The organism is Streptosporangium sp. OZ121 (genome assembly GCF_051918885.1).
In the GTDB taxonomy this organism is placed as follows: domain Bacteria; phylum Actinomycetota; class Actinomycetes; order Streptosporangiales; family Streptosporangiaceae; genus Streptosporangium.
In genome coordinates, this window is sequence record NZ_JBPXMC010000015.1 from 56,772 (window position 1) to 78,416 (window position 21,645).

The following is a 21,645-nucleotide window of genomic DNA, read 5'->3' on the forward strand; positions in this document are numbered from 1 at the left end:
ACGCCCCGTCGGCGAGGCGGCACCCGATCAGCGGGGCAGCACCGCGGCCAGACGCTCCTCGCGGAGCCGGTCGAACCAGGCGTCGTCGATCGGCGGCAGCTGGGCACCCACCGCCCAGGTGAGCAGCAGGTCGGCGAGGCCGTGGTTGCGGGCGAGCGCGGGGCCGTGCAGGTAGGTGCCGACGATCTTGCCGATGTGGCAGCCCTCGGTGCCGTCACCGTTGCCCGTACCGACCGCCGTACGCGCCAGTGGCCGGACCCCGGCCCCGAGCCGGGTGACGCCCATGTGGTTCTCGAAACCGGTCAGCGTCGGGATGCCGAGCGCCGGGTCCGCCTCCCCCGCCAGCTCCCCGACGGCCCGGCCCTGGCCACGCCCGCTGGAGATGTCGATCAGGCCGATGCCGTCGACCGGCTGGCCCTCCTCGCCGCCGAACGTGGTGCCGATGATCTGGTAGCCCGCGCACACGGCCAGCAGGGCGGCGCCCCGCTGGATGGCCCGATGCAGGCCGCCGTCGCGCCGGAGCCTCTCCGAGGCCAGGATCTGCGGCCGGTCCTCACCGCCGCCGATCAGGTAGATGTCGCCGCCCTCCGGGACCGGATCGGCCGAGCGCACGTGCACGGTCTCGACCGGGATGCCCCGGCGCTTGGCGCGCTGCTCCAGGACCAGGACGTTGCCCTGGTCGCCGTACGTGCTCAATAGGTCCGGATAGATCCAGACAAGGCGCAGGGCGCTGTCAGACTGCACGACCGAACTCCGATCGGATCTGCTGGAAGGCGGTGTAGTTGGCGATCACGTCGACCTTGCCCGGTGGTTGCGCGGCGAGCGCCTGCTCGAACGAGCCCGCCAGCTGGAACGGCACGTCGGCCACGTCCAGCCGGAGCGCGAGGTCGAGCCGCCGTTCACCGGCCACGAAGACCGGCCTGCCGCGCAGCACGCGGTAGTCGACGTCCCACAGCCATGAGGTGTCGCGGCCGTCGGGCCCCTGGGCGTTGACGGAGAGGATCACCGGGAGCGAGGAGTCGAGCACGTCGAACGCCTCCAGCCAGCCGGCCGGGTTCTTGGCGAGCAGCAGCCGGGCGTGCCGGCCGTCGCGTTCCACCGTGGTGTACCGGCCGGCGACCGACCTGACCTCGCGCAGCCGGGGAAGCGCCCGCTCGACGGGCAGGCCGAACACCTCGGCGGTGGCCAGCGCGATCGCCGCGTTGGCCCGGTTGGCGCGCCCGGGAAGCTGGATGTCGAGCACCCAGCGCTGCCCGCGCGGGTCGATCACCGCGTCGTCGTCGAGGATCCAGGACGGCTCGGGCCGCCGGAAGGTGCACTCGCGGCAGGCCCAGTCGTTCTCCCCCGACTTCGAGGGGGCACCGGCGCCGATGCTGCCGGGTGGGACGTACTCCATGCCCTTGCGGTCGAGGGGGCCGCCGCACTCGGGGCAGCACCAGGAGTCCTCCTTCCACGGCTGGCCCGCCGACACCCAGGTGACCGAGGCGGCCGTGGAGGCGCCCCAGGCCACCAGCGGGTCGTCCGCGTTGGCGATCACGTGGGTGTTCCTGCCGGCCAGCGCCCGCCGCCACTTCTGGGCGAGCAGCCAGATCTCGCCCGCCCTGTCCATCTGGTCGCGGCTGAGGTTCATCAGGCAGATGACCCCGGCACCGGTGGTGTCGATCACCTCGGGCAGGTACTTCTCGTCGACCTCCAGCACGCCGTAGGGGGCGTGCTTGGCCGACGACAGCGCCGAGACGTGCCCGGCGGGCATGTTGGCGCCGAAGGCGTTGGTGGCGACGTCGCCGAGCTCCGACAGCGCGGAGGTGATCAGGCGGGTCGTCGTGGTCTTGCCGTTGGTCGCGCTCACCAGCACGAGCTTGCGGTCGTGCGCGAGCTTGCGCAGCAGGTCGGGCTCCAGGACCAGGCTCACCCGGCCCCCGATCACCGACCCGTCTCCGCGCCCGGTGACCCGGGACAGGGTCGCGGCCGTCCGGCCGAGAGCGGTGGCGAGCTGCGCCCGCAGCGGAAGCTGAGTCATGCCGTCTCCTCGCTTGGCGACCCGTCGCGGGACGACCCGGCGGCCGACCGGCCCGGCCGCGGGACCGGAATCACCGAATCGTTCATGCCGCAGATCTTAGCCCTGCTTCGGCACCGTCACCCCCCGGCGGCACGTCACACGCACCGCCCGGTGACGGTGAGGTACGCGAGCCCCCGGATCCGGTCGGAGGACACCGGAAAGGACCCGGGCAAAGCCCATGGCGGAAAGACGGAGCTCGGGGAAAGGCTCACGGCGACGCTCATGGCGAAGCTCGTGGAGCGAACCTTCCGCACGCCGGGGGACACCCCGGCCGAACCGCCCTCACTGCTCGGCGAAGGCGAGCTCCGCGGGCTCCGGCGAGTCGGCGTCGAAGGGCAGCACGAACCGGTGCGGCCACGACAGCACGCTCTCCAGCCAGCCCGCCCCCATCGTCTGGGACACGTGCCGGAGCCGGTCGGCCGGGTCGACGCCGATGGTGACCGTGAGGATGTCGCGCTCCACGCTCTCGCGCTCGTCGTCGCCGAGGATCACCCGCCAGGCCAGCTCCCTGTTCCTGTCCACCTCCATGGACAGCGGGTGGTGGCGGAGCGCCTTGGCCCGGTGGCCGAGCAGCTCGGTGCCGCCCGCGGGACGGTTGAACAGGGCGTACTCCATGACCGGTGCGGAGCCGCGCGGGTTGGGCGCGGGCTGGCCGTGCGGGAAGAGCCTGTCCACCTCGTGCAGCCACCGCACCTGCGGGATGACCCAGGCGGGCCCCGGCCGCTCGCCGGGGTCACGGTCGGGACCGAGCAGCCTGGTCGCGATCGTGGCGACCTGCTCGGTCAGCTTGACCGGGTCGCTGACGGTACGCAGCGACCAGGCGCGGCGGCCCACGCAGCGCTCCACCGCCGTGGCCAGCAGGCACTCGCGCCGCCGCGGCGGGAGCTCCGCCCAGAGGTCGGCCAGTGCCCTGGGCACCCCGGGCACCGGCCGGTTGGTGCAGAACGCCAGCACCAGCGTGTCGGTCCAGATCCGCAGCCAGGCCCATTCGGACGCCCCGGCGAGCAGGTCCGCCTCGCGCAGCTCGACCAGCGTGCACGCCCGGCCGGTGCGGCACTCCTGCCCGCAGGCCGCCGACCGGCGACCGCAGATGGGCGGCATGTGGCCGGGGACCGGGCGCTCGCGGTCCTCGCCCAGCGGCACCTGGATGCGCAGCGGCCGGTCCATGCCGTCGGCGAAGACCGCGGCGACGCCGGGCGGGAGCGAGACGACCTGCCGGGACTGCTCCTCGCTCAGGTTCGTCGCCGCGCCGACCAGCTGGCGGTCGTCCTCGGCGGGGAGCCGGTGGATGACCTTCAGCGCGGTGTTCTTCACCACGTCGGAGACCAGCTTCGTGGGGATCTGCTCGGCGACCACGATGCCCTCGCCGTACGCGCGGATCTCGGCGAGCATGCCCGCCAGGAGCTCGACGGCGTGCGTGCTGGCCCGCCCCGCGCCCCGGTCGCGCAGCAGCCGGTGCGCCTCCTCGATCACGATGACGTGCTTGAGCCCGCTGCTGCGCTCCTTCCTGGCCCGCATCCGCAGGTGCTCCACGATCCGGATGATCAAGGTGCCCATCAGGAACGCCTTGTCCTCGTCGTTGGCGACGTCCTCGATCGCGAGCACCACGTTGCGCTGGAGCAGGTCGCCGATGTCGGCGGGGTGCCCGCCCTCGAAGAACCGGCCCGCGGAGCCGACCCGCAGCGACCGCAGCCGCAGCGAGATGAAGCCCTCCACGTCGGCCTGGACCTCCCGGCCGTAGCCGATCTCCTTGATCACGTCCATCGCGTGCTGCTGGAGCTGTTCGAGGGTCGGTACGGCGGGCCTGACCGCGGCGCCCGGGGCTGCCCAGCCGGTGACCACGTCCCAGCCGTTGGCCTCGTACACCCGCTGCAGGGCGAGCGACATGATCTGCGGGAACGGCTCCTCGGCGTCGAAGGCCGCCATGAACAGCGCACGGACCATGTCGATGTGGGCCTGCACCGGATAGCCGGGCTCGGGGGCGAGCGGGTTGACGCTGAACGGCACGCTCTCCGGGGCCGACGGGTTGATCACGGTCACCGGGGCGAGGTGCTCGATCCGGCCGCCCATCGAGGCGTACTCGGACTTGGCCGGTTCGATGGCGAGCCACGGGATGCCCGCGCCGGTGAGCTGTTCCAGCAGGTGCCTGACGGTCTGGGACTTGCCGGAGCCGGTGGCGCCGGTGATGAACGCGTGCCGGTTGAGGGTGGCCAGCGGGACCTTGAACGAGCCGACCGGCCTGTCCTGGCCGTCGAGGATGGACCCGAGCTCGACGGTGAGCGCGCCGGGCACGTTGTCCGCCTCGCTGGTCACGTCGAAGAAGCCCGCGTCGAGGACCCGTACCCCCGGCACCTCCCGGTGCGGCAGCCCGGCGAGCGCGGCGAGCGCCCCCGCGGTGGCCGCGAACGGGGAGGCCGCGCCGTCCGCCGGGTCCTGCAGGGTCGTGGCCAGCGCCTCGGCGAAGCCGTACACGGGGCCGGACAGCGCGCTGCGCAGGCGGTAGGGGTGGTGGCTCATCTCGGCGGAGCCGACGAGCACCGGGGCGATCTGGCGCAGCTCCTCGGGCCCTGCGGCCCCGGCGAGCACCCGGACGTTCCACAGCCCGGCCTCGCGGAAGGCGTCCAGCTCCTGCATGCGCCGCTCGGCCCGCTCGGCGTCGTAGCGGGAGCGCTCGGAGGCGTCACCGTACTGCCGCAGCACGTTGAGCTGGGTGCGCAGGTGCGCGACCTCGGCGTCGAGCAGGTCGGTCTGCTCGGCCACCACCAGCCAGGCGAACGGCCGGGACATGAGCGTGACCAGCGTCGACTCGAAGAGCGTGGGCCGCCTGATCTCGTCGGCGTCCGGCTCGCGGCGCCCGCCCAGCGGCGGGGCCTGCCGTCCCGGGCAGACGGTCCAGGCGAGGTCGGACAGGTCGCGAAGCCACTCGTCGCCGATCCGGACACCACGGGCACCGCTGGGGAACAGCAGCGGCTCGGGACCGCCGGGGGCGTGCTCGGCCTCGGTGGCGGCCCTGCGGGGCGGGCGCGGCGGGGTGAGCGGCCCCGCGTTGGTGATCAGCTCCAGCGGGGCGCCGGACCCGCGCGAGAGCCAGCCGACCACGAAGGGCCGGTTGCGCTGGGCCGTGGAGAGTACGGCGGGCAGGACGGTGACGAAGTCCCACTCGGCGGAGGAGCTGCGCGAGGGCGCCGTGATCGCCTGGATTCTGTACCAGGGACCGGTCAGGGCATTGGGCGGACGGGACACACTTGGCTGCATTTGGTCTCCACCCGGGGGACCCGGCTCCAGGCCGGAGGGTTGACGCTTCACGGATCGCTCCGTCGTACCGGCCGACGCATGATCGAGATCGAGATCGAGGGTAGGTCACCCCCGCAACCACGGTCGAACCTGACTCGGGGCTCGCACCCCGGCATTGACCATCCCATTACGAGATACGGACGGCTCGTTGACGCACCCGGTGAAAACGCCGCCGCTCGCACGGTCCTCACCCGAGCCTCCTTCGCCCGGACCTCCTCCCGCCGGGTTGACGCCGCCCGGACCCGCACCGCCCGAGCCTCCGCCCTCCGGGTTGGCGCCGCCCGGACCTCCGCCCTCCGGGCCCGCATCACCCGGGCTCTCGTCGGCGTGGGCCGGGATCTCATTGGCGGCGACGCCAGTCGAGCCTGGCCGGGGGCGGGCCGAGGTTGGGCGGCGCGTCCTCGAACGCGCTCGACGCGCGCGGCTCCGCCTTCTTCTCCCGGTGCACGTGGTCCAGCGCGGCTTCCTTGATCTCGTCGAACTCGCCCAGCGTCGTCTTGGGGAAGGTCAGTATGGCCGGGTTGGCATCGGCGAGACGGACCCTGCGCCCCTCGGCGGTGGCGTCGGTGACGATCACCGAGGTGGTGGGAAGCTGCTGGAGCTGGTGGGGCTCGACGAGGAACTCCCTGGAGCGGTGCAGCACCCGCTCGGTCTCCCCCATCGCCTTGGTCGCGCGGCGGCCCCACTCGGTGGACTCGGTGATGTCCTCCTTGAGGTCCGTGTGGCTCACGTCGCGCTCCTCGTCGCCCTCCTCGGCCTGGCCGACCGTGGAGACGTAGCCGCCGTCCATCCCGGCTCCGGCGGCGCTGATCGTCTCGGTGAGCTGGGCGAGCTCCAGCCGGTGCTCGGTGCCGACGTGCTCGCTGGCGACCCGGGCGTCCTCGGCGTTGCCGAGCCGCATGAACGTCACCGCCGCGTGCCCGCGCCCGAGCCGCTCCCGCACGGTCGGGGTCAGCGACCGGTAGGTGAGGACGAGGCCGGTCCTGGAGGTCTCGCAGGCGTCCATCAGCCGGTCGAGCACGTCACCGCGGAGCTTGTCCGCGCCCGCGACGATGATCGTGTGATACCACGGCCGCTCGGAGGCGGGCGACTGGCGCAGGATGTGGGTGAGCGCGGTCGCCACGTACGTGCCCAGGACGCGGTTGCCGAAGACGCCCGCCTGGCGGTCCATCGACACGACCCGCAGGCGCGCGGGCGGCAGGCGCACCGCCTCGGAGCCGAGGGTCTCCAGCTTGCGCAGCTGCGACTCCAGCGCCCACGCCCGCTCGATCACCACCCGGTCGCTGACGCCCCGGCCGAACAGCGTGCCGATCCGCTCCAGCTGGGTGGCGGTGATCAGGCCGAACCGCAGGTCCTCGCGGGGGTCGCCGACCTGGGCCAGGGCGCGCAGGGCGGCGGTGACCTGGTTGATCGTGGCGCTCTCGCCGAGGACCTCCAGGACCCGCTCCAGGATGGCGTTGTCGAACGACAGGTCCCTGGTCGAACGGTGCTCCTCGCTGACGCTCACGACGTGGGCGAGGACGTCGGCGAAGGCCTCCGGGGCGAGCGTCGCGCCCAGGTCGAGCCGGGGCAGGTCGACCGGCAGCACCCAGACCAGCGGGTCGTCGCCGCCCCTGCGCGCGAGCTCGATCAGGTCCTTGGCGATCGCGCCCTCGGACAGGTCCAGCACGGTCAGGTGGCCGCCGCTGTAGAGGCGGGTCGCGCCGAGCAGGGTGATCAGCGCCGACCAGCCGGGCAGCGTGCCTCCGGCCACGTCGATCCGGTCGATCTCGTCGGGCACCGCCACCGCGTACCAGGTCAGCTGGCGGTCGTGGCGCTCCTTCTTCTCCGCCCACTCCCGGTAACGGGCGGCGTGCTCCTCCTGGGCGAGGAAGAGCTCCCTGTCACGTTCCTCCCGCAGCCGGTCACCGGCCACCTCGCGCTCCCTGATGCGGTGGCGCACCGCCCGGTCGCCCTGATGGACGGCGTAGCTGCAGAACGCCGCGATGCCACCGGCGGCGATCACCCCGACGGCGGCGAACGACCAGCTGAGCATCTCGGTGAGGCCGAGGACGAGGATCAGGGTGGCGAGCGCGGCCATGAACCCTCGAACGATCTTGACCGGCCGGTTCAGGAGGTCCTCGTTGAGGCGTTCCCTGCGCACCCACTCGGGGTCGAGCGGCTCGGGAGGATTCTCGACGGGCGAGGGTCGCTTGGGAGCCGGACCCGGATCAGGGTGCAACAAGGCGTACTGCCAGCCCAGGTAGATCCGGTCCGCCTGGAGCTGCGCATGCTCTGGATGCACGTCCGCCACGGAACCTCCGCCATCGGGCTCATCGGAAGCCTCGGAGACAGCGTAAGAGTTCGACATCATATTCGGGCAGCGTTCCCGTCAATCCGCTGTATTTTCCCCAGGTTCGCCAGGACTTAAGGGACAGATGAGTCGGATGAGACGGACGTCAGCGATTAACATCATTTCTCATGACTCCGCCTCCCGAGGGTCCCACCAGACGGCGCCCCATCGCGGTCCCGCTCGTCGCCCTGGTGACGGTCGCCGGTCTGGGAGTCACCGCCGCTCTCGGCGGCTTCGCCACGGCCCCCGACAAGCCTCCCAAGCGGCTCGGCCAGGGCTCGACCGTGGACCAGGAGCAGTTCACGACCACATTCGTCGGGTCCCGCACCGTGAGCGAGCCCGGCCTGTTCGGCAGCCCCGCCAAGCGTTTCCTGGAGATCGAGTTCCGGGTCACCAACAAGGGCGACGAGACCGCGAGCACGGGACTGCTCTACGAGGGCGGCCTGGCCGGCGGGTCCTTCGGCTCGTCCCTGCTCAAGATAAGCCCGGCGATAAAGGGCAAGTACGGCGCGTCGGTGTTCTCCCCTACCGGAGGGGGCGAGAGCGCACAACTCCACCCGGCCCTGCCGACCGGCGTGGTGGTCAGGTACGAGCTGGAGGACAAGCAGCGGGCTCCCAAGCAGCTGACGATCGACGTCGGCAAGTACGAGTGGCGTGAGGGGATCACCCTGTCGCCGGGCTGGTTCCTGGTGACGGAGAACGATGCGGGCAAGGAGAAACCCGTGGTGACGGCCCAGGTCACGCTTCCCGTCGCGCAGAAGGGAACACGCTCGTGAACGCCTCTTCCCGTTCCCGGCCCGAGACCCGTTCCCAGCCCGAGACACGGCCTGAGACTCCTCCGCTGCCCGAGACCCGGCCCCGGTCCGGGACTCGTCCTCGGCCGGAGAACCACCCCCGGCCCGGTTCCCGCTCCCGCTCCGGGGCGCCCGCCCGCCGCAGAACCACCGCGCCGCCGAGCCGGTGGCGCGCCGCCGGCGCCGTGCTGGCCGGGATCGCGCTGGCGGCCTCCGCCGTGGGACTGCAGGCCTTCGGCTCGGGGATCGCCGACCATGACGCGCCCCTCACCTCGACCGGCGACATCAACGAGGAGGTCACCGGCTCCCGGATCTCCGCGCGGGTCAAGGCGGTGCACGCGGCCAAGGCCATCGCGGCCAAGAACGCCGGCGGCGAGCAGAAACGGGTGACCGCCAAAGGGATCTTCATCATCGTCGAGGTGGGCGCCACGGCGACCTGGGAGCCGCAGCAGCTGGGGCCTCCCCGGCTGCTGACGGGCGGCGGGCACCGTTACGTGGCCTCCGACAGGGTGGACCAGATGTCGACCATCACCCATCCCTACATCCAGCCGGGCTGGTGGACCGAGGGCGTGACGGTCTTCGAGATCCCGCCCGGGGAGCTCCCTGACTCACGGATCCTGCTCGCCCCCTCATCCGGTTTCATCGTCGAGCCGAACGGACCCGAGATCGAGATAGACCTGGGTCTGGACGAGGCGGCCGCGCGACGGCTGACCTCCACCGCGAAGGACGTCTACGAGTTGGCGAGCAGGAACTGATGGGGACGCCGCACCGGGGAGGTCCCGAGGACGAGCAGGGCCGCGACTGGTTCGCCTCGCGGGAGGAACGGCTCGCGCGGGAGGAACGGTCCGCGGGCGAGCCCCGGCCCGCAGGGGAGAACGGGCCGGCGGGGGAGAACGGGCCCGTACGGCAGAACCGGCCCGCCTCGGAGGGTCATTCCTCCACGCCGTCTCACGATCCCTACCGAGGCAGCCCCTGGCCCGCCACCCTCGGCACCTGGCCGGCACCCCCCGGCACCCCCGGTGAGCGTCCGACACCACCCGGCTCGACACCACCCGGCCAGATGCCTCCCGGCGCTGCCGGCGAGCGCCCGACGCCGCCAGGACCGATGTCTCCCGGCGCTCCCGGCGCTCCCCCCAGGCCCCCGGCATCGCCCGGTCCCGACGACGACGCGCCCACGCGACCTCGCGGACGTCACGCGGAACCTCCCGCGGCCCACCGGCCGCGTACCGGACAGAATCCGGAACGGCCCGCGCTTCCCCGGGCCCGGCGGCTGAACCCGCCCGAGCCCGGGAACCGTCATGCCGGGCAGGGGCTCCCCGACCCGACGCGGCCGGCCCCCGCACCCCGGCCCCGGCCCGCCGCGTCACCGGCGCCTCCCGCCCCGGCCCCGGGTCTCCCCGCCGCGCCCCCCACCCCGGCCAGGAGCCGCCCCACCCCGCCTCAGCGCCGGCAACCTCCGGGCGGTGGCCAATGGACGCCCGGCCCGCTGCGGACGTTCCCGGACGAGCAGGTCTGGCCACCGAAGCCGCCCGTGGAAGAGCCGGCGGAGGAACCGGAGGGAGCCTCGACCCAGCCGTTCCCCTCCGTCACCGGGTCCCCGCTGCCCAGAACCTCCGCCACCGGAACCGGGGCGGCGGCGATGCCCACGGCCGCCCCCGCCGCACCCACCGACGCGCCGCCCGGGGAACGCCCACCGCGGGAGACCGCGGCGGCCACGGAGGAGACCCCGCCGACGAGGAGGCGCCGTACGGTGCTGCGGGCCGGCGCGGCGATCGTGTTCGTGGGACTCGGCATCGCGGTCTCCACCTGGAACGGCTACACCGTCTACAGGACCGGCAACCCCGCCGACAGGATCTACACCGTCGCGGCGGGGGGTGCCATGACGCTGATGCACGTGTCGTGGAAGTCCTCGGTCGAGCAGGTGGACAGCCTGCCCGGCCAGAAGCCCCTCCCGGCCGACCGCCAGTGGCTGAAGATCAAGGTGACGAGGACCGCGCTGGACGCCGAGGGCATCGGCCTGCGCGGCGATCCGCAGGTCGAGATCAGGCATTCCGACGGCCGCGTGTGGAAGGTCCTCCCCGAGAGCGACGACGTCCCGGACGAGGCCAAGGACCACAGGATCGGCACCGCCTACACCTACAACATGGTCGCCGTGGTGCCCAGGAAACTGGCGGGGCAGGTCGAGGTCCACGTCCGCCCCGCCACGTACGACGTCGTGGAGGACGAGTCCGTGAAGGACATCTTCAAGAAGGCCGCGGAGCAGAAGGACCCTGTTCAGGACCAGGTTCTGCGCTTCCGGCGGTGAGCGCCTCCCCCGCCTCACGACTGCGGGTGGCCGCGATGTCGAACGTGGCCGCCAGCAGGCAGACGGTCAGCGTCAGCACCGCCATCTCCCTGACGAAGGACACCGGCCCGGCCAGCGCCAGCCAGACGAACGGGTCCTCGTTGCCGATCAGCATCCGCACGCCCCGGTCCGCGTAGTCGGTGACCACCCTGATCCCGACATAACCGAGGCAGAAGAGACCGAACAGCGCGGGACCGCCCCGGACGGCGAGCCGGAAGGCGTTCATCGGGGGAACCCAGCGCTCCTGGAACCCGGCCGTGGCACGGGTCATCGTGGTCTGGGTGAGGTTGTGCGTCCGCTCCATCCGGGTGGCCACGTTGTCGAGCCGGGTTCCCCGTACGACGGCCCGGGTGTCCTCGGCGAAGGCTCCGTAGACGAGCGAGGCGACCGTCAACCAGGTGAGCGGGACGACCAGACCGTCGATCACATGGGGCCAGACGTCCCCGACCGCGTCCCAGAGGGCCTTCCACCACGGCATCACCTCCCCCGCCTCCTCGGCCCAGCCCCTGGCCGCCGCCACGACGACCCGGTCGTCCAGCCATTCCGCCCGCGCGTCGGCGAAGGCGAACAGGGCGTTGATGCTGTAGAAGGCGAAGGCCAGCTCGAAGAAGGTCGCGAACACGCCGCTGCCCCTGACCTTGCCGTTGACGTGCCACCAGCTGAACAGCGTCTTGAGCAGGTACGCCACCACGGCGACCCCCAGGGAGACCCGCACGTCCAGGGTGGAGAGCCCGGTGCCGCCCTCCGCCTCCTGCCCCGCGAGACTCGCCGCGAAGTCCTGGTCGACCCGCCTGGCGGTGTCGACGGCGATGAACTCCCTGGCGTCCGCGTTCTGGAAACTCCAGGCGAGGTAGATGGTGGCGAAGACCAGCGTGGCACGGTTCAGCGCGCCGAACATGCTCTCGTCCGCCTCGCCGCCCTCCCTGCGCGCCTGGATCTCCCGCAGCGCCCCGCGCACCGAGTGCAGCATGCCGACCATGATCACGAGCTCGTTCAACACGATCAACGTGAAGACGAACATCGTGATGACAAGCCGTACCTGCCGGTAGTCGCCGTGGGAGACCTCGCTGGCGGCCACCATCAGCAGCCCCCGGACCACCCTGCCGGCCGAGAACCAGAGGATCAGCGACAGGGCGCAGGCGCCGAAGATCCTGAGCGTGTGCATGGGCAGCGAGGCCGCGGAAAGGGAGGCGGACCTCCGGCCGACTGCCGGCGACTGTGCGGGCATAACAGGCGTTTCAGGCACCCGACGCATGCTAACGACTCCCCTGACGGAGCGCAGCCCGACCGGCGAGGCCGGTGGAACGCCGCGCCCCCGACGCCTCCCACCGGTCCCGTCGCCCCTCCCCGGCCGTCGCGAGCCCGGCCGGATCCCCGCCAGGTGAAAGGCGCCGGGACGGTGACCGTCGCAGGTTCCCCACGCTCGTCACCCGGACCGATCGAGGCCGCGGGGCCCGCCGAATAAACGACCGGCCTCGTTTGTTGCAGCGGCAATGAAGCGCATGGAAGTCTGGGCCGACATGGCCTGCGCGTGGGCCTACATCGGCATGCGACGCCTGGAGCAGGCGGAACTCGGCGAGGACGTGGAGATCGTCTGGCGCCCGTACGTCATCGACCCGATGGCTCCGGTGCCGTCGGAGCCGCTGGAGGAGGAGCTGCGCGACCCGGTCGCCGAGGGCGCCCTGCGAGCCCTCCACCCGACCCCGACCGGGGAGCGGGCCGGTGACAACGGACGGCCGCGGGGCGCCGTGTGGCGGGCGAACACGTTCGACGCCCACCGGGTGATCGCCCTCGCCCACCGGCGGGGCGGTGCCGCGCTCCAGGGCGCGGTCGTGGAGCGGATCCTGCGTGCCCACTTCGTCGAGGGCTCCGACATCGGGGACCGCGCCACCCTGGCGGCGCTCGCCGCCGAGGCCGGTCTGGACGGCATGGCCGAGGCGCTCGACCGCGGTGACGGCGCGGACGAGGTCCGCTCCGAGCTGCTGCGCGGCAAGGCCGAGGGCATCGCCACCTCGCCGACCTTCGCGGTCGGCGACACGGTGGTCTCCGGCGCGCAGCCGGCCGAGGTCCTCGCCGACCTGGTACGGGACGCCGTTCCCCGTCGGGAACTCCCCGACGAGGTCAGGTGGCTGCGCCAGGCCGAGGCGCTGCTGGACGCCCGGGATCCCCTCGGCGCTCTGTGGACGCTGCGTCCGCTGCTGGCCGATCACGGCGACGACCCCGCCGTCCGGCTGCTGGCGGCCCGCGCCTACTTCGGCTCGGCCCAGCTCGGCCGGGCGGGGGAGACGCTGGAGGCGCTCCTGGAGCGCACCCCCGGTGACCACTACGCCCGGTTCCTGCTCGGCCGGACCCTCGAACGCGCCAACCGTCTCCCCGAGGCACTGCCCCACCTGCGCCTGGCGGCGGCCATGTCCCCGGAGAGCGACTACGTCGACGCCCTCGATCGTGTCGAGAACCGGCTGGCGGAACGTCTCACGGTCTGACGCGAGGGGGCGGAGACACCACTCCGCCCCCTCGGGAACGGCGAGCCCCGAAACGGCGAACCGCGGGACGAGCGAACCGTCAGGACCGGCGAGCCTCCGGCCAGGACCGGCGAGCGGCCGGCGCGTCCGGCACAACGGAAAGGACCGGCCTCCCGAAGAAGAGCCGGTCCTCTCACCCTGCTGGTTCGTGCTGTTCGTACAGTTCGGTCAACGTGCTGTTCGCTGTGGCGAGTCCGGCCCCGAGAGGTCAGACGGCCACGGCGAGCTGGGTGACCTCACCCAGGCGGGCCTGGGCCGGGATGTCCTTGGTGACCCCGCCGCCCGCGATGATGCGGACGGTCCAGTCACCGGGGGCGGCGAAGAAACGGAAGATGCCCTCGTCGGACACCACGACCTCACCGGTGAACTCTCCCGCGTGGTCGAGCAGGCGGGCGTATGCCGTGCCCGCGCCCGACACCACGCCCTGGATGACGGCCTGGCTCGAAAGGTCGATCCCGGCCGGAAGGGCAACAGTCTGTTCCGGAGCAGCGCATCCCTGAGTCATTATCGGGCCTCTCCCAGTTCGATCGGCACGCCGATGAGCGAGCCGTACTCGGTCCACGATCCGTCGTAGTTCTTCACGCTGGCCTGGTCGAGGATCTCGTGGAGGACGAACCACGAGTGCGCCGAACGCTCCCCGATGCGGCAGTAGGCGATGGTGTCCTTGGAGAAGTCGACACCCTCGCCCTCGTAGAGGGCCTTGAGGTCCTCGTCCGTCTTGAAGGTGCCGTCGTCGTTGGCGGTCTTCGACCACGGGATGTTGCGGGCGGTGGGAACGTGGCCGCCGCGCTGCGCCGCCTCCTGCGGGAGGTGGGCGGGCGCGAGCAGCTTGCCGGTGAACTCGTCGGGCGAGCGCACGTCGACCAGGTTGAGCTTGCCGATCGCGGCGACGACGTCGTCACGGAAGGCGCGGATGGACAGGTCCTGGTCCTTGGCCTGGTAGCTCGTCTCGGGACGCGCGGGGACGTCCTTGACCAGCTCGCGGGAGTCGAGCTCCCACTTCTTGCGGCCACCGTCGAGAAGCTTGATGTTCTCGTGGCCGTAGAGCTTGAAGTACCAGTACGCGTAGGCGGCGAACCAGTTGTTGTTGCCACCGTAGAGGACCACGGTGTCGTCGTTGGCGATGCCCCTGGACGACAGCAGCGCCTGGAAGCCCTCACGGTCGATGAAGTCGCGACGGACCGGGTCCTGGAGGTCCTGCTTCCAGTCGACCTTCACGGCGCCACGGATGTGGCCCTTGTCATATGCACTGGCGTCCTCGTCCACTTCAACGAGGACGACGCCGGGAGTGTCGAGGTTGGCCTCGACCCAGTCAGCGTCGACCAGGACGGCGGAGCGGCTCATTTTGATCCTCCAGGATCATCGTGCGGCGGGTAGTAGACGGCGAATGATCAAAAACATCTCGCAGCCGAGACAGAAACCAAAAGCGGCGTTGAGAAATGCGGCGAAAAGGGCCGCTGCGACGGCGCCGAGGGCCAGCGGCGTGATCTGTGCGACGTATCCGACCAAGCCCACCAGAGCGAAGGCGAGTCCGACCCCCTGCGCGAAACGCGGCGGGGCGGCGTCCTCCAGTTCCTTCGGCGGGCTCTTCACTATCCCTTTGAAAATCATCCCGTACGGCGAGGTGCCGAGAACGCCCAGTGCGAACACGACGGCCTGCGCCGCCAGCGGCCACGCGCTGCCCGTCACGAGAACGAGTGCGAGGACAACGGTAGTGACGGCCGCTGCGAAGCGGAGAGCTCGGGAATCAACCTGCATCGCCTGATGCTCCTGAAGGGTTGCGCAGATCGGTGCGGCTCGACGGCCGCTTGAGATCGCCCTTAGGAAACGCGACAGAGAGCGGTGGTCACGCGGCAGAAATCAACCGCGCGCCGCTTCGTGAGCAGCTCTGTCGTGGAGTTCATGTCCACGACATTACCCCGGCGTCCCGCCATCTGTCACATCCCTGTCCAATTTCTGAGACATGATCGTTCAATGGGCGATAGGGTGCTCCGCTCATTCGCCGACCGCCAGACCGAGGGCACCGATGACGTCGGCTTTCCTGGGCTGGCCGGAGGCGCGCCTCACGACCTGCCCGGACGCGTCGAGGACGAGGACGGTGGGGGTGCGCAGGATGTTCAGCGATCGGACCAGGTCCAGGCGGGACTCCGCGTCGATCTCCACGTGCGCGACGCCGGGCACCATCCCGGCCACCTCGCCGAGGATCCGCCGGGTCGCCCTGCACGGCTGGCAGAAGGAGGTGGAGAACTGCACGAGCGTGGCCCGCTCCCCCAGCTCCGCGTGGATGTCGCCGGACGTGAGCCGCTCCACGTCGCCCCTCACCTCTCGTGCCACGCCGTTCCGTCGCCGCAGCACCACGCCCACGAGCGTGGCGAGGGCGAGGGTGACGACCACCACCGTCAAACCGGTCACGGAACACGACAACAGGCGTGCGCCCCGCGCCATTCCCGCGCCGGTCCCCACGCTCGGACCGTTTTCCCCGACCGGGCGGACGGCTCTTCCCCGGACCGGGCGGACGACCCGGCGGGACGGGCGCACCGGACGGGTCAGGAGGTGGGGATCGTGAGCAGCACCCGTCCCCCGGCGGTGGTGATCTCGAACGACGTGATCCGCTCCGGCGGGATCGTCGTGGTGCCCTCGAAGTCACCCGACTCGTCGTAGGCGGCCCGGTTGACGACCCAGTTGCCCGCCGTCTCCCTGAGCCCGCCCTCCCCGAACACCTCCAGCCGGCAGCGTGTGCCCTTGGCCACCCCGGTGAGCGTGACCTTGATCGTGGTCGCCCCCTCCCCCGCGGACGCGGTCACCACCGCGCGGACCGTGCCCGTGTCGTCGGCCCCCTTGAACCGCAGCTCACTGGGGGCGAGCAGGACCTCCGGCGCGGGACCGGCCGTCGGGGACCCGGAGGTCTTCGGCGCGGGACCGGCCGTCGAGGACCCGGAGGTATCCGGTGCGGAGCTGGCCGCCGGGGATCCGAAGGTCTCCCGGGACGGTGATGTGGAGGACCTGGCCTGGGCACTGGCCACGGCGTCGCCGTCGGGCGCGGCCGGGTCCTCGAAGGACCGGGCGCTCTCCTGTCCTCCCTCCGCGGAGGTCGCCGGCCTGTCCGCCAGAGGCGCCGACGCCGTACCGACCTCCCGGGAGCTCTGGGTGACGGTCCACAGGGCGCCGCCGCCGAGCCCGACCACCAGGACCGAGGCGGCCAGCGAGAGCATCAGGCGGTTCGTACGGCGCCGCCTGACCTTGGCGCTGAGCAGCCGGTCGAGCACCGCCGTGGGCGGGCTCGCCACCTGCGCCACGTCGCCCTCGGACACCCTGCCGAGGAACGCCGTCACCCCGGCCAGCTCCTCCAGCTCTGCCCGGCACTCGGCGCACTCGGCGAGATGGGCCTCGACGAGCACGCGCTCGTCCGGCTCCAGGGCACCGAGAGCGTAGACCCCGAGCGACATCCGTACTTCGTCACAGGTCATCATCATGGCGCGAGCCCCCGCTCCTCCAGCGCCAGTTTGAGCGCCCGAAGCGCGTAATACGTGCGCGATTTAACCGTTCCTGCGGGGATGCCGAGCGACTCGGCGGCCTCCTTGACAGATTTCCCCTGGTAGTAGACCTCGGCCAGCACCTCGCGGTGCTCGGGCCGCAGCGCGGCCAGCGCCTCGGCGACCGCCCACGACTCGACGGCCCGCTCCAGCTCGTCGTCGGCGGGCACCACGGCGAGCGCCTCGTCACCCGTCTCCGGAGGGCGCGCCTTGCGCGCCCGGTGCTGGTCGACGACGAGGTTGCGGGCCACCGTGAACAGCCACGCGCGGATGGAGCGACCGGCGAACGCGTCAGGATGGCGCCAGGCCCGCAGCAGCGTTTCCTGCACGACGTCCTCCGCTCTCCCCGAGTCGCCCGTCAGCCGCAGCACGTAGCCGTAGAGTGGCCCGCCGTGCTCGTCGAAGAGCGCCCTGACGAGTTGCTCGTCGGCGGTTCCGGCTTGGCTCACATCCTCACGACGTACTGCGGGACGATCCGGTTCAGACACGGGGCACGTTCAGCCTCGCAGGGGCACGTCGGAGGCCTCGCCCGAGATGCGCAGCCCCTCGGGAACGGCCTTGACCTCGGTCAACTTGAGGTTGTACGGCAGCTTGCCGATCGGGATGCGGTAGTTGATGAACCGCTCGGGATCGGGCACGGGGATGCCTCCGCCCAGGGTCACCTTCCCGGGGACGAGCTGCAGGCCGCCCTTGACGATCTCGACCTTCAGCGCCGCCTTCACGGGCACCTTCTGCCCCAGCACGGTGATCTCCCCGCCGACGTTGAGCTCGTCGCCCACGACACTGACCTTGATCCCGCGAGGTGCCCGCTGGTTGAGCGTCTCCACCGGGACGACCACCGCCCCCTCCACGCGCTCGGCGCGCATGTCCACCTGCTGGGGACGGAGCACCAGGTCCTCCAGCGGGGCCGTGACGCCGCGCAGGGTGAAGTCGACGCTCGACAGCCGGATGCCCGAGATCGTCATCGCGCCCGCGGCGACCCTGACCTCCTCGTAGCGCCCGGCGATCGCCTGGGTCAGGAAGGGGATGCCCTCGATCGTGACCTCCGGCGGGGTCGAGAGGTCGTACTTGGCCGTGGCCTGCGTGGCGATCTCGCGCTGGACTCCCGTGACGGCGACCCTGTCGAGGATCACCACGAGAACGAGAAGCAGGAGGAGAAAACCGATCAGCTTGCGCATCCGACTCCCTGTTCGTTCCCCGGCCCGAGAGGGGCCATTGGCGTGACCTCCCCCCGCAATCCTGTCCGAAACGCCGCGCCGGCGGTAGCGTCCACCTCGCTCAACCGCCCGCGAACGGCGGGAGCACCTCGACCGTCGCCCCGTCCGTCAGGATGATCGTCTCGTGGGCCCGCCTGCCCACCGGATCCCCGTCCACCAGGAACGACGACCGGCTCACCACGCGAGCCAGCCCTTCACGATTCGATGTGATTTTCGTCATCAACTCGGCAAGCGTCGCGGCCTCGGACCGCTCCTCCGCGATCCCCGCCGCTTCCTTCGCCGCGGCCCAATATCTGACAATGACCGTCGCCATCAGTGAATCAACTCCCCAAGCACACGTACGGTTACCGTGCCATTACGGTGAATCCACATGGAGAACGTGTGTTCACCAGGTGGACGTTCGCTGGACGCTGAACCCTTGTGGGTTATCCTCACCTACTACGGGACCTGGGCAATGTAGCCCCCGGGTCCTTACGTGTTTGTACGGCTATCGCCGACATGACGCGGGAAGGAGGCATCGTGAGCAATCTCCTGCTGCTCACCAACGCCCTTGAGCCCTCAACTGAGGTGCTTCCGGCGCTGGGGCTGCTACTGCACTCGGTACGGGTCGCGCCCGCGGAGGCATCCGCCCTGCTCGACGCCCCGCCCGCCGACGCGATCCTGGTGGACGCGCGCCGCGAGCTCGTCCAGGCCAAGAGCCTGTGCCGGCTGCTGCGCACCACGGGCGTCGCCTGCCCCCTGGTGGTGATCGTCACAGAGGGCGGCCTCGCCGGGCTGACCGCCGAGTGGGGCACCGACGACGTCATCCTCGACACCGCCGGACCCGCCGAGGTCGAGGCGCGGCTCAGGATGGCCGTGGGCAAGCTCCACCTGTCCGCCGCCGAGGAGGTGCCGGACGAGATCCGCAACGGTGACCTGTCGATCGACGAGGCCACCTACACCGCCAGGCTCCGCGGGCGCGCGCTGGATCTGACCTTCAAGGAGTTCGAGCTCCTGAAGTACCTGGCGCAGCACCCCGGCAGGGTCTTCACCCGCGCCCAGCTCCTCCAGGAGGTCTGGGGGTACGACTACTTCGGCGGTACCCGCACCGTGGACGTCCACGTCCGGCGGCTCCGCGCCAAGCTCGGCGCCGAGTACGAGGCGCTGATCGGCACGGTCCGCAACGTCGGTTACCGGTTCGTCCCCGAGCGCGGCAACGAGCCCGTCGAGGAGCGCGAGCCCGCGCGCCGCTAGGCCCCTGTTTCCCTGGAGTTCCCGGGCTTTCCGGGATCCGCCGGAAACGGCCGTGGCACGTTCCCGCCACCGTCCCGCGGAGTTCTCGCGAGGGCGGTGAGCCGGACAGGCCTGTGCCGGGCACGCCAGACGGGTACGCGGTCGTGTCGTGTCCGGCCACGCGTGGCGTGCGTGTGATGTGCGTGCCCTTCAGGCGCGTCCACCGGACGACGAGCCAGGCGTACCGGACGTTCCGGGCGTTCCGAGCGCCCTGGGAGCTCCGAGCGCTCCAGGCGTTCCTGATGCTCCGGACGCCCTGGGCGTTCCCGATGCTCCGGGCGTGACCAGCCCCGACTCGTAGGCGAAGACGACGAGCTGTGCCCGGTCGCGCGCCCCCAGCTTGGTCATCGACCGGCTGACGTGGGTCTTGACGGTGGCGTGGCTGATGGCCAGGTGCTCCGCCATCTCCGCGTTGGACATACCCGTGGCGACCAGCGCCAGGATCTCCAGCTCGCGGCCGGTCAGGCGTTCCAGGCCGGGCCCCGCGACGGGCCTGGGCGGAGTGGACACGTACTCCTCGATCAGCCGCCGGGTCACGGAGGGCGAGAGCAGCGCGTCGCCGGCGGCGGCCACCCGGACCGACCTCAGCAGCTCGGCGGGTTCGATGTCCTTGAGCAGGAAGCCCCCGGCCCCGGCGCGCAGCGCGGCGAAGACGTACTCGTCGAGGGCGTAGTTGGTCAGGATCACCACGCGCACCGCGTCGAGCTCGGGGTCGGCGCCGATCCTCCTGGTGGCCTGGATGCCGTCCAGCAGCGGCATCCTGACGTCCAGCAGCGCCACGTCCGGCCGTAGCGCGCGGGACATCTCGACGGCCTCGACACCGTTGCCCGCCTCGCCGACGACGGTGATGTCGCCGGCCATGTCGAGCAGCGCCCGGAAGCCCGCGCGGATCAGCGCCTGGTCGTCGGCGAGCAGCACCCTGATCACGGCCGCCCCGCCAGTGCCTGGTCACAGGCCGGCAGCACCCTGATCACGGCCGCCCCGCCAGGGGCAGCTCGGCCCGGACGGCGAACCCGCCCTGCGGGCGCGGGCCCGCGGTGAGCGACCCTCCGGCGGCGACGGCGCGCTCACGCATCCCGATCAGCCCCATCCCGTATCTCGTGACCTCCGTGGCGCTCTCCCCGTCGTCCTCGACGCGCAGCACGACCGTTCCTGGCCGGTACTCGGTCGTCAGCGTGATCGACGCGGGCCCCGCGTGCCGGAGCACGTTGGTGAACGCCTCCTGCGCGATGCGGTAGGCCGCCCGGTCGACGTCCGGGGGCAGGTCCAGGCGCTCGCCGACGACGAGGACCCTGACCGGCAGCCCCACCGCCTCCGCCCTGGCGACCAGCCGGGGCAGCCGGGCGAGGCCCGCCTCGGGACCGTCGGGATCGGCCTGCCTCAGCACGCCCAGCGTGGCGCGGAGCTCCCGCATCGCCTCCCGCCCCGACTCCTTGATCGCGGTCAGTGCCTCGCGGGACCGGGCGGGGTCGTGGTCGAGCAGCTGCACGGCGACGGAGGCCTGGACGTTGATGACCGAGATGCTGTGCGTGAGGGTGTCGTGCAGCTCCTGGGCGATCCACAGCCGCTCCTCGTCGGCCCGGCGCAGCGCCGCCTCCTCGCGGGTGCGCTCGGCCTCGGCCGCCCGTCTCTCGACCTCGTTCAGGTAGGCGCGGCGGTTCCTGGCCGTCTCACCGAAGACCACCATCGCCACCAGCCAGCCGCTGAGCAGGGTGAAACCGCCGTCGGGGGCGGGGTCGACGTCGGCCAGCGCGATGAGGCCGTAGACCCCCACGGCCATCGCGACGGCCAGCCAGACCGCGAGACGACGCCGCCCGAGGACCGCCACCGTGTAGATCGACATCAGGGCGGGCGCGGCGGCGAAGATCCCCGGATACCGCCAGGCGTAGTAGGCGACGGCACAGGCCACGGTGATCGTTCCCACCGGCAGCGGCGCGCTCCGCCGGAACGCCAGCGCCAGCGACGACACCGTGATCAGCGCCAGGCCGAGCGTGTCCAGCGGACGCTCGGGGAAACCCGAGCTGGACAGCCCGCCGTAGGTGCCCCCGACGATCCCCGCCAGCACCCCGGCCGCGACCAGCGCGTCGGTTCTCCGGGTCCTCACCCCTGACACGGTAGGCCACCGTGCCCACTGTGCCGACCCTCGGAAGGGGGAGGTCGCCCGTACATCCCCGGACGTACGCCGGCCGGGGCCGGGCCGCGGACACCAACTCACGGCGTACGGCCCTCCTGCCCCACCGGGCTCCTCGCGACGTACGGCGAAACGCCGCCGGCACCA

The 21,645-nt window shown here is 71.7% G+C and carries 20 protein-coding genes and 1 pseudogene; 5 read left to right on the forward strand and 16 right to left on the reverse strand.

Translation table 11 applies throughout. The annotated features are described in order from the left end of the window. Positions 1-27 precede the first annotated feature (27 nt). The 4 genes from ACTOQ1_RS24905 to ACTOQ1_RS24920 all read right to left on the reverse strand — a co-directional run bounded on the left by ACTOQ1_RS24905 (position 28) and on the right by ACTOQ1_RS24920 (position 7,637). On the reverse strand, positions 28-744 hold the full coding sequence (locus ACTOQ1_RS24905) for a type 1 glutamine amidotransferase (RefSeq protein WP_440070439.1): 717 nt from the start codon (positions 742-744) through the stop codon (positions 28-30). Beyond that, complete coding sequence (locus ACTOQ1_RS24910) at positions 734-2,020, reverse strand: MurT ligase domain-containing protein (RefSeq protein WP_440070440.1); 1,287 nt, start codon at positions 2,018-2,020, stop codon at positions 734-736. Before ACTOQ1_RS24910 ends, ACTOQ1_RS24905 begins: the two co-directional genes overlap by 11 nt. A gap of 321 nt (positions 2,021-2,341) precedes the next feature. Continuing rightward, complete coding sequence (locus tag ACTOQ1_RS24915) at positions 2,342-5,314, reverse strand: ATP-binding protein (protein ID WP_440070441.1); 2,973 nt, start codon at positions 5,312-5,314, stop codon at positions 2,342-2,344. Between the two features lie 379 nt (positions 5,315-5,693). Then, entirely contained in the window at positions 5,694-7,637 is a 1,944-nt protein-coding gene (locus ACTOQ1_RS24920; RefSeq protein ID WP_440070442.1) for a hypothetical protein, read from the reverse strand. A 176-nt stretch (positions 7,638-7,813) separates the two neighbouring features. Between ACTOQ1_RS24920 and ACTOQ1_RS24925 the strand changes: the two genes are divergently transcribed. The 3 genes from ACTOQ1_RS24925 (at position 7,814) to ACTOQ1_RS24935 (ending at position 10,784) form a co-directional block, all read left to right on the forward strand. Next, positions 7,814-8,461, forward strand: coding sequence for a hypothetical protein (locus ACTOQ1_RS24925; protein WP_440070443.1), 648 nt, complete (start codon positions 7,814-7,816; stop codon positions 8,459-8,461). Continuing rightward, positions 8,458-9,234: a hypothetical protein gene (locus ACTOQ1_RS24930; RefSeq protein ID WP_440070444.1), complete on the forward strand. Its 777-nt coding sequence runs from the start codon at positions 8,458-8,460 to the stop codon at positions 9,232-9,234. Before ACTOQ1_RS24925 ends, ACTOQ1_RS24930 begins: the two co-directional genes overlap by 4 nt. A 776-nt stretch (positions 9,235-10,010) precedes the next feature. After that, positions 10,011-10,784 carry a hypothetical protein gene (locus tag ACTOQ1_RS24935; RefSeq protein WP_440070445.1) on the forward strand — a complete coding sequence of 258 codons (774 nt, stop codon included), beginning with the start codon at positions 10,011-10,013 and terminating at the stop codon, positions 10,782-10,784. On the opposite strand, the gene ACTOQ1_RS24940 is transcribed toward ACTOQ1_RS24935, so the two are convergent. Further along, positions 10,723-11,988, reverse strand: coding sequence for a hypothetical protein (locus ACTOQ1_RS24940; RefSeq protein ID WP_440070446.1), 1,266 nt, complete (start codon positions 11,986-11,988; stop codon positions 10,723-10,725). The genes ACTOQ1_RS24935 and ACTOQ1_RS24940 overlap by 62 nt on opposite strands. 328 nt (positions 11,989-12,316) lie before the next feature. On the opposite strand from ACTOQ1_RS24940, the gene ACTOQ1_RS24945 reads away from it, so the two are divergent. After that, positions 12,317-13,306, forward strand: coding sequence for a DsbA family protein (locus ACTOQ1_RS24945; RefSeq protein ID WP_440070447.1), 990 nt, complete (start codon positions 12,317-12,319; stop codon positions 13,304-13,306). A gap of 247 nt (positions 13,307-13,553) precedes the next feature. Here ACTOQ1_RS24945 and ACTOQ1_RS24950 read toward each other — a convergent pair whose 3' ends face one another. The 9 genes from ACTOQ1_RS24950 to ACTOQ1_RS24990 form a co-directional block, all read right to left on the reverse strand. Further along, complete coding sequence (locus ACTOQ1_RS24950; protein ID WP_329089613.1) at positions 13,554-13,850, reverse strand: DUF1416 domain-containing protein; 297 nt, start codon at positions 13,848-13,850, stop codon at positions 13,554-13,556. After that, positions 13,850-14,689, reverse strand: a complete 840-nt coding sequence (locus ACTOQ1_RS24955; protein WP_362840587.1) for a sulfurtransferase — start codon at positions 14,687-14,689, stop codon at positions 13,850-13,852. The genes ACTOQ1_RS24950 and ACTOQ1_RS24955 overlap by 1 nt, the downstream gene beginning before the upstream one ends. A gap of 15 nt (positions 14,690-14,704) precedes the next feature. Beyond that, positions 14,705-15,103, reverse strand: coding sequence for a DUF4395 domain-containing protein (locus ACTOQ1_RS24960; RefSeq protein ID WP_440070448.1), 399 nt, complete (start codon positions 15,101-15,103; stop codon positions 14,705-14,707). A 62-nt stretch (positions 15,104-15,165) separates the two neighbouring features. Next, a complete protein-coding gene (locus tag ACTOQ1_RS24965) occupies positions 15,166-15,279 on the reverse strand; it encodes a putative leader peptide (protein WP_362840590.1) in 114 nt (37 codons plus the stop codon). A 61-nt stretch (positions 15,280-15,340) separates the two neighbouring features. Further along, entirely contained in the window at positions 15,341-15,679 is a 339-nt protein-coding gene (locus ACTOQ1_RS24970) for a TlpA family protein disulfide reductase (RefSeq protein ID WP_440070565.1), read from the reverse strand. A 212-nt stretch (positions 15,680-15,891) separates the two neighbouring features. Beyond that, positions 15,892-16,818 (reverse strand): zf-HC2 domain-containing protein, encoded by a 927-nt coding sequence (locus ACTOQ1_RS24975; RefSeq protein WP_440070449.1) that lies wholly within the window; start codon positions 16,816-16,818, stop codon positions 15,892-15,894. Then, positions 16,815-17,327: a sigma-70 family RNA polymerase sigma factor gene (locus ACTOQ1_RS24980; RefSeq protein WP_350969222.1), complete on the reverse strand. Its 513-nt coding sequence runs from the start codon at positions 17,325-17,327 to the stop codon at positions 16,815-16,817. Before ACTOQ1_RS24980 ends, ACTOQ1_RS24975 begins: the two co-directional genes overlap by 4 nt. A 48-nt stretch (positions 17,328-17,375) precedes the next feature. Further along, the gene (locus ACTOQ1_RS24985) at positions 17,376-18,056 is read right to left on the reverse strand and encodes an LmeA family phospholipid-binding protein (RefSeq protein ID WP_440070450.1); all 681 of its coding nucleotides are present in this window, start codon (positions 18,054-18,056) and stop codon (positions 17,376-17,378) included. Between the two features lie 100 nt (positions 18,057-18,156). Continuing rightward, the gene (locus ACTOQ1_RS24990; RefSeq protein ID WP_350969220.1) at positions 18,157-18,408 is read right to left on the reverse strand and encodes a MoaD/ThiS family protein; all 252 of its coding nucleotides are present in this window, start codon (positions 18,406-18,408) and stop codon (positions 18,157-18,159) included. A gap of 206 nt (positions 18,409-18,614) precedes the next feature. Between ACTOQ1_RS24990 and ACTOQ1_RS24995 the strand changes: the two genes are divergently transcribed. Further along, positions 18,615-19,328 (forward strand): winged helix-turn-helix transcriptional regulator, encoded by a 714-nt coding sequence (locus ACTOQ1_RS24995; protein WP_344746945.1) that lies wholly within the window; start codon positions 18,615-18,617, stop codon positions 19,326-19,328. A 312-nt stretch (positions 19,329-19,640) separates the two neighbouring features. Here the strand turns inward: ACTOQ1_RS24995 and ACTOQ1_RS25000 are convergent. Both ACTOQ1_RS25000 and ACTOQ1_RS25005 read right to left on the reverse strand, forming a co-directional pair. After that, positions 19,641-20,294 (reverse strand): annotated as a pseudogene (locus tag ACTOQ1_RS25000) (response regulator); the annotation flags it as partial. A 43-nt stretch (positions 20,295-20,337) separates the two neighbouring features. Next, on the reverse strand, positions 20,338-21,471 hold the full coding sequence (locus tag ACTOQ1_RS25005) for a sensor histidine kinase (RefSeq protein WP_440070451.1): 1,134 nt from the start codon (positions 21,469-21,471) through the stop codon (positions 20,338-20,340). Positions 21,472-21,645 lie beyond the last annotated feature (174 nt).